Annotated in this window: 13 protein-coding genes; 6 read left to right on the top strand and 7 right to left on the bottom strand. The window is 70.3% G+C overall.

Annotation, left to right across the window (positions count from 1 at the left end):
- Position 1 precedes the first annotated feature (1 nt).
- Genes C4B30_RS20625 through C4B30_RS20610 form a run of 4 tightly spaced genes read right to left on the bottom strand, consistent with a single transcriptional unit; the run spans position 2 to position 3,703 of the window.
- Complete coding sequence (locus C4B30_RS20625) at positions 2 to 622, bottom strand: ABC-type transport auxiliary lipoprotein family protein (RefSeq protein ID WP_027785551.1); 621 nt, start codon at positions 620 to 622, stop codon at positions 2 to 4.
- Between the two features lie 38 nt (positions 623 to 660).
- The gene (locus C4B30_RS20620) at positions 661 to 1,590 is read right to left on the bottom strand and encodes an MlaD family protein (RefSeq protein WP_027785552.1); all 930 of its coding nucleotides are present in this window, start codon (positions 1,588 to 1,590) and stop codon (positions 661 to 663) included.
- Between the two features lie 17 nt (positions 1,591 to 1,607).
- Entirely contained in the window at positions 1,608 to 2,582 is a 975-nt protein-coding gene (locus C4B30_RS20615; protein WP_234015450.1) for an ABC transporter ATP-binding protein, read from the bottom strand.
- Positions 2,579 to 3,703, bottom strand: a complete 1,125-nt coding sequence (locus tag C4B30_RS20610) for an MlaE family ABC transporter permease (RefSeq protein WP_027785554.1) — start codon at positions 3,701 to 3,703, stop codon at positions 2,579 to 2,581. The genes C4B30_RS20615 and C4B30_RS20610 overlap by 4 nt, the downstream gene beginning before the upstream one ends.
- A 406-nt stretch (positions 3,704 to 4,109) precedes the next feature.
- Here C4B30_RS20610 and C4B30_RS20605 point away from each other — a divergent pair, with 406 nt between their 5' ends.
- From C4B30_RS20605 to C4B30_RS20580, 6 genes are all read left to right on the top strand, one after another.
- The gene (locus C4B30_RS20605) at positions 4,110 to 6,179 is read left to right on the top strand and encodes a bifunctional 2',3'-cyclic-nucleotide 2'-phosphodiesterase/3'-nucleotidase (protein ID WP_027785555.1); all 2,070 of its coding nucleotides are present in this window, start codon (positions 4,110 to 4,112) and stop codon (positions 6,177 to 6,179) included.
- A gap of 8 nt (positions 6,180 to 6,187) precedes the next feature.
- Positions 6,188 to 7,033, top strand: coding sequence for a tetratricopeptide repeat protein (locus tag C4B30_RS20600; protein ID WP_027785556.1), 846 nt, complete (start codon positions 6,188 to 6,190; stop codon positions 7,031 to 7,033).
- 60 nt (positions 7,034 to 7,093) lie between these two features.
- The gene (locus tag C4B30_RS20595) at positions 7,094 to 7,792 is read left to right on the top strand and encodes a hypothetical protein (RefSeq protein WP_227789628.1); all 699 of its coding nucleotides are present in this window, start codon (positions 7,094 to 7,096) and stop codon (positions 7,790 to 7,792) included.
- Positions 7,793 to 7,916: 124 nt separating this feature from the next.
- Positions 7,917 to 8,837, top strand: a complete 921-nt coding sequence (locus C4B30_RS20590; protein ID WP_027785558.1) for a biotin--[acetyl-CoA-carboxylase] ligase — start codon at positions 7,917 to 7,919, stop codon at positions 8,835 to 8,837.
- The gene (locus tag C4B30_RS20585; protein WP_027785559.1) at positions 8,834 to 9,634 is read left to right on the top strand and encodes a type III pantothenate kinase; all 801 of its coding nucleotides are present in this window, start codon (positions 8,834 to 8,836) and stop codon (positions 9,632 to 9,634) included. The genes C4B30_RS20590 and C4B30_RS20585 overlap by 4 nt, the downstream gene beginning before the upstream one ends.
- A 213-nt stretch (positions 9,635 to 9,847) precedes the next feature.
- On the top strand, positions 9,848 to 10,090 hold the full coding sequence (locus C4B30_RS20580; RefSeq protein ID WP_027785560.1) for a hypothetical protein: 243 nt from the start codon (positions 9,848 to 9,850) through the stop codon (positions 10,088 to 10,090).
- A 16-nt stretch (positions 10,091 to 10,106) separates the two neighbouring features.
- Here the strand turns inward: C4B30_RS20580 and rfaE2 are convergent, their stop codons facing one another.
- The 3 genes from rfaE2 to C4B30_RS20560 form a co-directional block, all read right to left on the bottom strand.
- Complete coding sequence (gene rfaE2, locus C4B30_RS20575) at positions 10,107 to 10,592, bottom strand: D-glycero-beta-D-manno-heptose 1-phosphate adenylyltransferase (protein WP_027785561.1); 486 nt, start codon at positions 10,590 to 10,592, stop codon at positions 10,107 to 10,109.
- 150 nt (positions 10,593 to 10,742) lie between these two features.
- Positions 10,743 to 11,621: a diiron oxygenase gene (locus C4B30_RS20570; RefSeq protein ID WP_011353352.1), complete on the bottom strand. Its 879-nt coding sequence runs from the start codon at positions 11,619 to 11,621 to the stop codon at positions 10,743 to 10,745.
- Positions 11,622 to 12,086: 465 nt separating this feature from the next.
- Positions 12,087 to 13,313, bottom strand: a complete 1,227-nt coding sequence (locus C4B30_RS20560) for a patatin-like phospholipase family protein (protein WP_027785562.1) — start codon at positions 13,311 to 13,313, stop codon at positions 12,087 to 12,089.
- Positions 13,314 to 13,322 lie beyond the last annotated feature (9 nt).

Here is a 13,322-nt window from a genome sequence, read left to right as displayed (position 1 = left end):
GTCACGGCGTGCCCGCGTACGCCTGCACGCCGACCCACGCGGCGATCTGCGACACGAGCTCGTCGCTGGCCATCGCGAGCGCACGCGCGCCGCCGGCCGCGTCGGGCGTGCTCGACGGCGCGCGCGCGACGAACGTGCGCTGGCCGAGCACCTTGCCGTCGAGCATCAGCGTCGCGCGCGCGGTCACCGCGCCGTGGCTTTGCGACTGCCCGTCGAAAACCTGTTCGAATTCGCTGAGGTCGACCTTGAGCGTCGGTGCACGCACGCCGTCGGAGCCTTCGAGCACCGCACCGCGCGACGACAGCGCGCCGCGCAGCCGTTGCGTGAGCAACTGGGCGGGCGGCGCGGTCCAGCGGCTGTCGCGATAGACGGCCACGTGCTGCGCATCGGCGTATGCGAGGCGGTACGCGAACTTGTCCGAGTCGAGCGCGTCGGGCGCGGCGACGTCGAGCACCTTCAGCGCGGGGCCCGAACCGGTGGTCACCGACGACGCGGGTCCGAGGTCGTAGCGGATGTTCGACAGCACCGCTTCGTTGCCGGCGCAGCCGGCCGCCAGCGCGAGCGTCAGCACGGCAAGCGCGGCCGCGGCCGGGCGCAGCGCGCGGTCAAGGATTCGTGGCATGGCGTATTCCTGCATGATGTTTCCGGTTTCGATGGGCGTCATTGGCCGGCCGTCGCGCCCGGCCAGACGAAGCCCGCTTCGCCGGGCCCCGGCGCCGCGCCGGGCGACCCGAACAACAGACTGCGCGGGTTGCGGCCGAGTTCACCGGCGACGTCCTTCAATTGCCGCGACGCGTCGCCGACGCTGCCGGCCAGCGCATTGAAGCGCGGCAGCGTGTCGTACTGCACGCGCGCGTTGAGGCCGTTCAGCGCGACGCCGACCTGCTCGGCGGCCGTGCCGGCCTTGTTCAGGTTCGACACGAGCGGCCCGTTCGGCTGCAGCAGCGTGTTCGCCGACGCCATCGCGCGGTTCACCTCGTGCATCGTCTCCGGCAGCGCGGTGACCGCCGGGCCGAGCTGCTTCGTCAGCGTCGCCGCGCTGTCGGCCGCGTGCTGCAGGCTCTCGGCGGTCGCGCGCAACTGCTCGCGCATCTCGGGCGACATCAGCGCGTTCGCGCTCTTCGCGGCCAGTTCGAACTGCCGCAGCAGCACGTCGCCGCGTTCCTGGATCTGGTCGAACAGGCTCGGCCGCATCGGGATCTGCGCGATCGACTTCGCGGACGACGGCAGCGGCGACAGATCGCGTCCCGTATCCTCGAGCTGCACGAACGCGATGCCCGTCACGCCCTGGAAGCCGAGGCTGCCGTAAGTCGACTGCGTGATCGGCGCGTCGTGATCGACGAGGATGCGGATCCGGATCTGGCCCGGATGCGTGCGGTCGAAGCCGATCGACTGCACCTTGCCGACGTCGAGGCCACGAAAGCGCACGGCCGCGTCCGGGAACAGCCCCGTCACGTTGGTGCGCGCGAGCAGGTCGTACGGCACGCGCACGGTGCGGTCGACGTTGAACCAGAACACGGTGCCCGCGATCGCGAGCGTCAGCGCGATCGTGAACAGGCCGGCCCAGAACGCATGTGATTTGTTTTCCATTCGCGGGTTCCTTGCTTCTACAGCTCGACGCTCGACAGCGCCGGTTCGAGGGCCGCCTTCGGCAGCTTCGCGCGCCGCTCGGGCGGCAGCGCCTGCAATGCGCGGCGCCCGCGCAGCCCCAGGAAATATTCGTGGATGAACGGATGGTCGACGTTCGCGGCCTCCTCGACGGGGGCGGCGACCAGCACCTTGCGGTCGGCCAGCACCGCGACGCGCGTCGACAGCGCGACCATCGTATCGAGGTCGTGCGTCACCATCACGACGGTCAGCCCGAGCGTGCGGTGCAGCGTCGCGATCAGCTCGACGAATTCGTCGGATGCCTGCGGGTCGAGGCCGGCCGTCGGCTCGTCGAGGAACAGCAGCTCGGGCTCCAGCGCGATCGCGCGCGCGATGCCGACCCGCTTCACCATCCCGCCCGACAACGCCGCCGGCATCTTCGACGCGTGCTTGCACGGCAGCCCGACCATCTCGAGCTTCAGCATCACGATGTCGTGCAGCAGGTCCGGCGGCACGCGGCCGAGTTCGCGCAGCGGCTGCGCGACGTTGTCGAACACCGTCATCGACGAGAACAGCGCGCCCTGCTGGAACAGCATCCCCGAACGCGTGCGCATCATCCGCGCGCTCGCGTCGTCGATCGTCGCCGTATCCTCGCCGAACACCTTGATCGTGCCCGACGTCGGCCGCTCGAGGCCGAGGATCTGGCGCACGAGCGTCGTCTTGCCGGAGCCCGAGCCGCCGACGATCGACACGATCTCGCCGCGCCGCACGTCGAAGTCGAGCTTCTGGTGAACGATGTTGCGCCCGTAGCGCTTGGTCAGGTTGCGCACCTCGATCACGAAGTCGGCGGCCTGCGCCGCGGCGGACGGCGGCGTGCCGATCGCGGCGGCGGCGATTGCCGCGGCGTGGGCGGCCGCGGCACCGGTCGGCGCACCATCGGCCGGCGCACCATCGGCCGGCGCGGCACCGGCCGGCGTTTCGTTCGATGCGTTCATCCGAGCCCCACGTTCTGGAACAGGATCGCGAACACCGCGTCGGCGAGGATCACGACCGTGATCGACGACACCACCGACGTGGTCGTGCCTTCGCCGAGGCTCTGCGAGTTCGCCTTGATCCGGAAGCCGAAATGGCACGCGACCAGCGCGATCAGCATGCCGAACACGACGCCCTTGCCGACGCCGATGTACAGGTTCGCGATCGGCACGACGCCCGGCAGCGAGCGCACGAAATAGTTGATGTCGATGCCGAGCACCAGCTTCGCCGCGAGCGCGCCGCCCGTCAGCGCGATGATGTTGGTCCACATCACGAGCAGCGGCATCGCGACGCCGAGCGCGAGCACGCGCGGCAGGATCAGCCGCAGCCCGTGCGGGATGCCCATCACGCGCATCGCGTCGAGCTCCTCGGTCACGCGCATCACGCCGATCTGCGCGGTGATCGCCGAGCCCGAGCGGCCCGCGACGAGAATCGCCGACAGCACGGGGCCGAGCTCGCGGATCACCGACAGCCCGAGGATGTTCACGATGTAGCGGTTCGCCCCGAACATCTGCAGCTGCTGCGCGGACAGGTAGCTGAGCACGATGCCGATCAGGAAGGCGACGAGCGCGGTGATCGGCAGCGCCTGCGCGCCGGCGCTGTAGATGTTCGCCGAGGTTTCCTTCCACGGCATCGTCCGCGGGCGGCGCAGCACCGACAGCGCATCGAGGATCACGAGGCCGAACATCGCGATGCCGCCCTGCAGGTGTTCGCCGAACGAGAAGAGCGCCAGGCCGAGCCGCGTGACGGGATCGAACCGCACGATGCGCTCGGGCGCCTCGCGCTGGCTGTCGAGCCGTTCGATGCGCTCGAAGATCGTGCGCTGCGTGGGGCTCAGCGCGACGCCGGCCGGCAGCTTGCGGCCCCACACGCGCCACAGCGCCTGGCCGCCGACGTGGTCGAGCCGCTCGATGCCGGACAGATCCCAGTCGCTCACGCGCCCGGCGGCGATGCTCGCGATGCGGCGCGCCACGGCGCCGCGGTTGCGCGCGAGCGAGAGCGCGGTCCACTGGCCGGTCAGGCGCACCGTCTGGCCCTGGCCGCCGGCGTCGACCGACAGGCCGGGAGGAGTCTCGAAGTCCAAGGGCAGGTTGTTTGCAAAAGGATGACAGCGGCCATTGTAGCGAACCACCCGGCGCCGCGACGTGAGGATTTCCGACGCGGCGCCGGGCGCGCGGCGCGCAGTCGAAAGCGGCGGCCGTGCGCCCTGGAGCCGAGTATCCGGACGGACCATGACGATGCTGCCGATGCGGGCATGCCCGGGACGACACCGGGCATGCTCGGGCGCCGGCCGGGACCGGCCGGGACCGGCCCGGACCGTCCGGAAGCCGCCGCCGGCCACGGCTCGCTGCCGGCATCGCGACCTTTCATTGTCCCGTCACGTTTCCTTTCGATACTCTCACGCGCCGCACGTCAGGCCGTCGGCGCGCCGCGCCGCCATTCGTGCGTACCTCGCATTTCATAAAGCAGAACACCGAACAGGACAACCGATGCGTCTCCCCCCGCTTTCCCGCCGTCACGTCCCGGCCGCCGCCGCGCTCGCCAGCCTCGCCTTCGTCCTCGCCGGCTGCGGCGGCGACGACGTCACCGCCACGCCGCCGTCGCAGCCCGAGGCCCAGGCGCCCGTCGGCACGACGGCCACGCTCGCGCTGCTCGAGACGACCGACCTGCACACCAACGTGCTGTCGTACGACTATTTCAAGCTTGCCGCCGACAATTCGCTCGGCTTCGAGCGCGTGTCGACGCTGATCGCGCAGGCGCGCAAGCAGTACCCGAACACGCTGCTGCTCGACAACGGCGACACGATCCAGGGCACCGCGCTGTCGGACTACCAGGCGCTCGTGAAGCCGGTGGGCTGCGACCAGACGCTCGCGATCTACAAGGTGATGAACGCCGCGAAGTTCGACGGCGGCGGCATCGGCAACCACGAGTTCAACTACGGGCTGCCGTACCTGTCGCAGGTGACCGGCAACACGTTCGAGGTCGACGGCCTGCCGGCGCCGGCCCAGCAGAAGAAGTGCGCGGGCCCGAACTTCCCGCAGGTGCTCGCGAACGTGATCAGCGCGAAGACCAACGCGCCGCTGTTCACGCCGTATACGATCCTGACGCGCACGGTGACGGCCACCACGCCGGACGGCAAGACGGTCAGCGCGCCCGTGAAGATCGGCATCATCGGCTTCACGCCGCCCGCGATCATGAACTGGGACAAGCGCTGGCTCGACGGCAAGGTCTACACGACCGGGCTGAAGGAGGCGGCCGAGAAGTACATTCCGGAAATGCGCGCGAAGGGCGCCGATCTCGTCGTCGCGATCTCGCACGGCGGCCTCGACAATGCCGCGTACTCGCCGACGATGGAAAACGGCAGCTGGTGGCTGTCGAAGGTGTCCGGCATCGATGCGATGCTGATCGGCCACTCGCACCAGGTGTTCCCGGACGCGAACAGCACCGTGTCGCAGTTCAACCTGCCGGGCGTCGACAAGGTCAAGGGCACCGTCAACGGCGTGCCGACCGTGATGGCCAACTACTGGGGCAAGCATCTCGGCGTGATCAAGCTCGGCCTGAAGTTCGACGGCAAGACGTGGGCCGTCGACAAGTCGCAGACGACCGTCGAGGCGCGGCCGATCCAGAACGCCGACAAGAGCTACGTCGCCGCCGATCCGTCGGTCTCCGCCGCGATCGCGGCCGAGCACCAGGCGACGATCGACTACGTGAAGACGCCGATCGGCTCGACCGACTACCGGATGAACTCGTACTTCGCGGACGTCGGCGATCCGGGCGCGATCCAGATCGTCAACGAGGCGCAGGCCGACTACGTGAAGACCTACGTGCAGGCGAACCTGCCGCAATACGCGTCGCTGCCGGTGCTGTCGGTCAGCGCGCCGTTCAAGAGCGGCTTCGGCGGCGGCACCGACTACACCGACGTCGCGCCGGGCGCGCTCGCGATCAACAACGCGGCCGACCTGTACCTGTATCCGAACACCGTGTACGCGGTGAAGGTGAGCGGCGCCGACGTGAAGAACTGGCTCGAGACGGCCGCGAAGCGCTTCAATACGATCGACCCGGCCAAGGCGACCGTGCAGCCGCTCGTCAGCACCTTCCCCGGCTACAACTTCGACATGTTCACGTCGGCCGATCTCGCCTATGAAATCGACGTCACGCAGCCGGTCGGCAGCCGCATCAGGAACCTGACGTACAAGGGTGCGCCGATCGATTCGAACGCGCAGTTCATCGTCGCGACCAACAACTACCGTGCGAGCGGCGGCGGCAACTTCCCGGGCCTCGACGGCAGCAAGACGATCTTCGCGTCGCCCGACGCGAACCGCGACGTGCTGATCGCGTTCATCAAGAAGCGCGGCGCGATCACGCGCGCGGCCGACGGCGCGCAGCGCAGCTGGCGGTTCACGAAGCTCGCGAGCTCGGTCGCGCACGTGCAGTTCGCGTCCGCCCCGAACCGCGTCGGCGACGCGGCGGCGGCCGGCCTGACCGGCATCACGCAGGTCGCTGCCGACGACGGCTCGGGCAAGAACCTCGCCACCTACGAGATCGACCTCACGCAATGAGACACGCGATGCAACCGATCCGGACGATGCGGCCCGCCGAAACCGGCTTCGCCGCTGCCGCGCGGCGCATGCTGCGCGCCAAACTCCCGCCCGCCGCGCTACTCGCGGCGGCGGCCGTGACCGTCGCGGCCGTCGTCGCGGCCGCCGGCCTGCGCGGCGCCGGCCCCGCGCCGAGCGCCGCGCAGCTCGATGAATGGCAGGCGATGGTCACGCAGGCGACCGAGCCGCACGCGCTGGCCCAGTTGCGCACGCTCGCGCGCCGCGGCTCGGGCGCCGCGCAGGCAGCGCTCGGCATCGCGCTCGTCGATGCGCACGAACCGGGGCTGCGCGACGAGGGGCGCGGCTGGCTGGAAACGGCCGCGACGGCGGACAACCAGGCCGACGCGCCGGCTGCCCGGCGCGCGCGGCTCGCGCTCGGCAAGGCGTTGCTGCTCGGCAGCGGCGAGCTCCCGAAAGACTATGCACGCGCACGCGCGCTGCTCGGCGCCGCGGCCGAACAGGGCGACCCGGCCGCCGCGTATTACCTCGGGCTGATCTACCGCAGCGGCTACGGCATCGCCGCCGACCCGGTGCGGGCCGCGCACTGGTTCGACATCGCGTCGCGCGCGGACATCCCGGCCGCCGATTTCATGCTCGCGAACGCGTACCGCGACGGCAGCGGCGTGCCGCGCGACGACGCGCGCGCGCTCGCGCTGTATCGCCGGGCCGCCGAACACGAGCTGCCGGAAGCCGTGCAGACCCTCGCGATGGCCTATCGCAACGGCGAACTCGGGCTTCGGCCCGACGCGGACGAATTCCACGCGCAGTGGATCGAGACCGCGCATGCGCTGAAGCACCCGGTAGTGGCACCGTGACGGACGTCGACGGCGCACGCACGACCGTGCGGTAGCGTAACGGCGACTTGCCCGACAAGCATGATCCGTCGCGTCGTGCGTCGAACGCGCACGACGGCGATCGATGCGCGGCGCGCGATACGCACTCCGGTCGCCGCGCCGCGCAGCCTGTCGGTTCTCGCAGCTCGATACACGTGCGGCGATGCCTTAACATGCTGCCTCGCATTCACAATAAAACCTGAGAGGCCTTCATCCATGTCGCATCGCCTGTCCGGCCTGCGCGCCGCCATCGGCGCCGCCGTCGCTGCCGTTCCGCTCGTTTCGCTCGCCGCGCCGCCCGACATCTTCAACGCCGCGCTGTGCAAGCCGCCGTTCACGTCGGACCTGATGGACGCGATCTACAACGCCGCCAAGGCGGCCGATCCGAAACCGGACAACTCGATGCTGGGTGCAGCGGTCTATCGCCTGCCCGAGCCGATCCGCCGCGACGGCTTCACGACGCAGCACGTCGTGTTCGTCGCCACCGGCATCGGCGTGCTCGTGGAAGGCGAAGTCGCCGACCAGCTCGCCAAACGCTACGAGCTCACCCGCGAGAAAGGCCACCTGCTCGGTGCGTCGTCCGTCGGCTATTCGCGCCGGCTGAACGTCCGCGGCCCGGGCGGTGCTCTGATCCTCGTGTCGGCCCGCCAGGGTCCGGCGCTCAAAGGCAACACGCTGCTCGCCTGCGAAATGACGAGCGAGGAAGACATCAAGGCGCTGGAACAACTGGGGCAGCACTGAGCGACTTGGCGCCGGTCCGGCGGGCGGCCCAGGCGCGGTGCGCGCCCGGACCGCGGCCGTACACCGGCCTGTCGCACGCACGGCCCGGCACGCGCCGACGCCCCCTGTCGCTACAATAGGCGCCATGAACGCCCCCACCTCCTCCGACACGCCTGAATCCGGCGACGCGCACATCGCGCGCAACCGGCTCGAGGCGCACCTGGACGCCGCGCCGCGCGCGTGGCCGCTCGACATCGTCGCCGCCACCGGCTCGACCAACGCCGACGTCGCAACGCGGCTCAAGGCGCTGCCGCGCAGCGCGAACGCGCTGCCCGCGCCGCTCGTGCGCGTCGCGTTCGAGCAGACGGCAGGTCGCGGCCGGCAAGGCCGCCCGTGGTTCGCGCAGCCCGGCAATGCGCTGCTGTGCTCGGTCGGCTGCATCGTGCCGCGCGCCATCGACGCGCTCGGCGGCCTCAGCATCGCGATCGGCGTCGCGCTCGCCGAAGGGCTAACCACGCTGCCGCTCGACGCGCGCATGCGCGTCGCGCTCAAATGGCCGAACGACCTGCTGCTGACGACCGACGACGACGGCACGCCGCGCATCGTCGGCAAGCTCGCCGGGATCCTGATCGAAACCGTCTGGACCACCGCCGAGGCGACCGCCGTCGTGATCGGCTTCGGCATCAACGTGCGCGGCGCGGAAGCCGTCGCCGCGCAGGTCGACGCGCTGCGCGCGCGCGAAGCGACACTCGCGAGCGGGCTGCCGCCCGCCGCGCTGTCGATCGCGTGCGCGTCGGCGAACCTCACCGATACGCTCGCCGCGTCGCTGAACGCGCTCACGCCCGCGCTCGCGCAATTCGGCGCCGACGGCCTCGCGCCGTTCCTGCCGCGCTGGCACGCGCTGCACGCGTACGCGGGCCGCGAAGTCGTGCTGCTCGAACAGGGCGTCGAACGCGCGCGCGGCATCGCGACGGGCATCGATGCGACCGGCCAGTTGCTGCTCGACACGCCGAGCGGCGTGCAGACGATCGCGGCCGGCGACGTGTCGCTGCGCGAAGCGCAATGAGCGAACCGCACCTGCTGATCGACGCCGGCAACAGCCGGATCAAGTGGGCGCTCGCCGACGCGCGGCGCACGCTCGTCGACACGGGCGCGTTCGGCCACACGCGCGACGGCGGCGCCGATCCCGACTGGTCGCACCTGTCGCGTCCGCGCGGCGCATGGATCTCGAACGTCGCGGGCGCCGACGTGGCCGCACGGATCGATGCGCTGCTCGATGCACGCTGGCCGGGCCTGCCGCGCACGACGATCCGCTCGCGGCCCGCGCAATGCGGCGTGACGAACGGCTATACGACGCCCGAACAGCTCGGCAGCGACCGGTGGGCCGGCCTGATCGGCGCGCACGCGGCGTTTCCGGACGAGCATCTGCTGATCGCGACGTTCGGCACCGCGACGACGCTCGAGGCACTGCGCGCGGACGGCCGCTTCACGGGCGGGCTGATCGCGCCGGGCTGGGCGCTGATGATGCGCGCGCTCGGCACGCACACCGCGCAGTTGCCGACGCTGACCACCGATATCGCCAGTGGTCTGCTCGCGGGCGCGCAAGCCGAACCGTTCCAGGTCGATACGTCGCGCTCGCTGTCGGCCGGCTGCCTCTACGCGCAGGCCGGCCTGATCGAGCGCGCGTGGCATGATCTCGTCGCTGCGTGGCAGGCACCCGTGCGGCTCGTGCTGGCAGGCGGTGCGGCGGATGACGTCGCGCGTGCGCTGACGGTCCCGCATACGCGGCACGACGCGCTGATCCTGTCCGGGCTCGCGCTGATCGCAGCGGATGCGGCCGGCCCGGCAACGGCGCAGGATTGACGAAGGCGCCGGCATCGCGCCGGCGCGTGGCCATGCAGGCCGAAGTGGAGCCAAGCGGACCGAAGCCGCCCGCGCCCCGCCGACGACGCAGTACGCGCGGCGCCGCGCCAGCGGCCCGCACGAACGGTCAACGGAAGCCATGAAAAAGCCGGCCATGCGGCCGGCTCGACTGAACGATGTGAATCACGTCGATGACGACAAGGAGTTTCGACGATGCTGCGCTGGCTGATCGCTGTTCTCTTTCTCGCCAACATGCTCGCGTTCGTGGTGGCGCGCGGCGTGTTCGGGCCGCTGCCGGCGGCCGGGCCGCGCGAACCCGGCGTGCTGTCGCGGCAGGTGCGGCCGGACGCGCTGCGCGTGACACCGCTGATGCGAGCGACCGACCAGCCCGTCGTCGGCGGCCCGATCGCGGCGCCGGCCGTCACGACCGTCCCGCTCGCGGCATCCGCGCCGTGACGGCGCCGCGTCGCGCTCAGGGCCGTTGCGCGCGCACCTTCTTCAGCAACGCGGTGGTCGAGCGGTCGTGCTCGAACGGAATCGCCAGCGCCCGGCCGCCCCAGCCGCGCACGAGCGCGGATTCCGGCAGCGCATCCATGTCGTAATCGCCGCCCTTCACGAGGATGTCCGGACGGACGGCCTCGATCAGCGACACGGGCGTCTTTTCCCCGAACGTCACGACCCAGTCGACGCTTTCCAGCGCCGCCAGCAGTGCCGCGCGATCCTCCTCGCGGTTGATCGGCCGGTCGTCGCCCTTGCCGAGCATGCGCACCGACACATCGCTGTTCACGCCGACGATCAGGCAGGCGCCGAGCGCTTTCGCATCGGCGAGATACGTGACGTGACCGCGATGCAGGATGTCGAACACGCCGTTGGTGAACACGACGGGCGACGGCAGCGACGCGCGCAGCGCGACGAGGGCATCACGGGTGATCAGCTTGCGTTCGAAGGTGGCGGACATGATGGAGATCGGACGGAATGAACAACGGCGCGCGCGACGGCGGCACCAGATAAAAAGCCCGCCGGACCGGCCGGGCGGGCTTCATGCGACGAACGCGGCACGGTGCCGCGAGCCGGGTGCGACTCGCGCCGCCGCCGGCACCTGCCGGCCTCAGGCCGGCTGCGCGGCCGACGACGGGCCGCTTTCGGCCTGCAGGCGGCCGGTGACTTCCTTGCGGTAGCGGTTCAGCTCCTGCGCGGTCGCGAACGTGCGCTCGAACAGGATCGACAGGTTGTGCAGGATCCGCTCGACGACCTTCTTCTCCCACTCGCCGTCGAACCGGATCTGCTCGTCGAGCCAGCGCTCGAGCCATTCCGGATCCGGCAGGCGCGACTGCACCGTGTCGCGCGGGAACAGCGCCTGGTTCACGTGCAGGTTGGTCGGGTGCAGCGGCTTCTCGGTGCGGCGCGCCGACGCCATCAGCACGCCGATCTTCGCGAATGCGGCGCGTGCGACGTCACCGCAGTTGTTCAGCGCTTTCTTCATGTAGCGCAGGTACGCGCCGCCATGACGCGCCTCGTCGCGCGAAATCGTTTCGTAGATCTGCTTGATGACGGGCTCGGTATGCCAGTCGGCCGCGCAGCGGTACCAGTGGTTCAGGCGGATTTCGCCGCAGAAATGCAGCATCAGCGTCTCGAGCGGCGGCGCCGGATCGAACTGGAAGCGCACCGCGTGCAGTTCCTCCTCGGTCGGCACCATCTCCGGCTTGAAGCGGCGCAGGTATTCCATCAGCACGAGCGAATGCTTCTGCTCCTCGAAGAACCACACGCTCATGAACGCGGAAAAGTCGCTGTCGTGCTGGTTGTCGCGCAGGAACATTTCCGTCGCGGGCAGCGCCGACCATTCGGTGATCGCGTTCATCTTGATCGTCTTCGCCTGCTCGTCGGTGAGCAACGAAGCGTCGAACTTGTCCCACGGAATGTCCTTCTCCATGTCCCAGCGGACAGCTTCGAGCGACCTGTAAAGTTCCGGATAAAGCATGGTGTTCATGATGGTCCCACCCCTGTTCTGCGCAATGCGACTTCTCTAAACGTGACTGTTGCCGCGCAAGCGCGCCACGCGCTTTTTGCAGCCAAGACTCTAATTTTACGCGGGAATCCGGCCCGCCGGACGCCGATTCCTCGTCTGGCAGCCAGGCGGCCGCGTTGCCGCCGTTGGGCATGCCGTCACCCCCGCTCCGTTCGGACGGAGCCGGGCGCGCGTGCCTGAGTGGGGGCCGGCGCTGGCCGGCTCGGTGGCGCGCCCGTCCCTTGCCGCAGGCGGGTTCCCCGAAAGGTCCCGTGCGGATGCCGGATCGGCGGGCTGCTCGATATGGTGTATACGGCGGCGGCCATGATAGCACGCGTGCATGACGGTTCCGAGACGCCTGGCCAGTGGTGCGCCGCCCACCGCGGTGCGGCGATCGGTCGCGGCCGACCGTCGCGAAAACACAACCTTACAGCACGCCTGCGCGTGTCAGACCCGCATTTCGCCCGTCGCGAGGCCGTCTTCCGGCGGCATGCCGGGTGCCGGCGCGGTGCTGCCGTCCGCGTGCGCGATCCAGCCGGCGAGCGTCTCCCGCTGCGCCCGGCCGTCGCGGTAGCCAAGCTCGATCAGCTCGCGCGTGAAGGCCTCCTCGAACAGCAGGTAGCTGGCGAACGACGCGCCGGCCGGCTGGCTGCCGCCGATCGCGCCGAGCAGCCCGCGCATCGTCGCCGGCATCTGCTTCAGGTGCTTCGCGGCAATCAGCTCGATGCGCTCGGACGGCGCGATCGCGAGCACGTCGACGTGCCGCCAGCCGCTGTCTATTTCGACCTGGTGCGGCAGGTGCTCGATCATCCGGTTGATGTGCTCGATCCGTTCGATGTCCGAGCCGATCGAGTCGAGGAACACGCTCGCGAGTACCTGCTGGCCGATTTGCGCGAGCGTCGGGTAGCCGCGCGGCCGCCCCGCGCCGTTCGCGGCCGGAATCTCGGGCCGCGGATCGGCTGCGCCGACGACGACGATCCGGTGCGCGCCGAAGTGGATCGCCGGCGACAGTGGCGCGATCTGCCGGATCGAGCCGTCGCCGAAGTATTCGATCTGCCCGTCGAGCACGAGCGGCACGGCCGGAAACACGAACGGAATGGCCGACGACGCGAGCAAGTGCGACGCCGACAGGTCGACGAGCCGCGCGGTGCGTTGCGCGCGCCGCCACGCCTGGATCGGCTCGGCGGCCTGATAGAACGTGAGGTGCCGGCCGCTCGAATAGCTGAGCGCGGTGATCGCGAGCGCGTGCAGCAGGCGCGCCTCGAGCATCTGCTCGATCCGGTGAAAGCTCAGTTCGCGCTGCAGCAGGTGCGCGAGCGGCGTGTTGTCGAGCAGCCCGCGCGGCGAGCGGCGCGCCGCCCAGCCGAACGTCATCGTCGCGAGCCAGCGCGCGCCGGCGGCCGCGACGCCGAGCCAGTCGGTGCGATACACGTATTCGGCGCGCAGCGGCTCCCAGAATTCGAGCAGGCGCCGCACGCCATGGGAAAAATCGTCCGCGTGGCTGGCGATCGACGTCGCGTTGATCGCGCCCGCCGACGAGCCGCACACGACCGCGAACGGCAGCGTGTGCCGCCGCGGATCGGCCTCGCGCGCGATCTCGGCCAGCGCCTTCAGCACGCCGACCTGGTATGCGGCGCGCGCGCCGCCTCCCATCAGAACGAGCGCGAGTCGCATGGCCGACCT

It is taken from the genome of Burkholderia sp. BE12, from assembly GCF_002959955.1.
In the GTDB taxonomy this organism is placed as follows: domain Bacteria; phylum Pseudomonadota; class Gammaproteobacteria; order Burkholderiales; family Burkholderiaceae; genus Burkholderia.
Note: the sequence above shows the minus strand (reverse complement) of the source record. Positions and strands in the feature narration are given on the sequence as shown.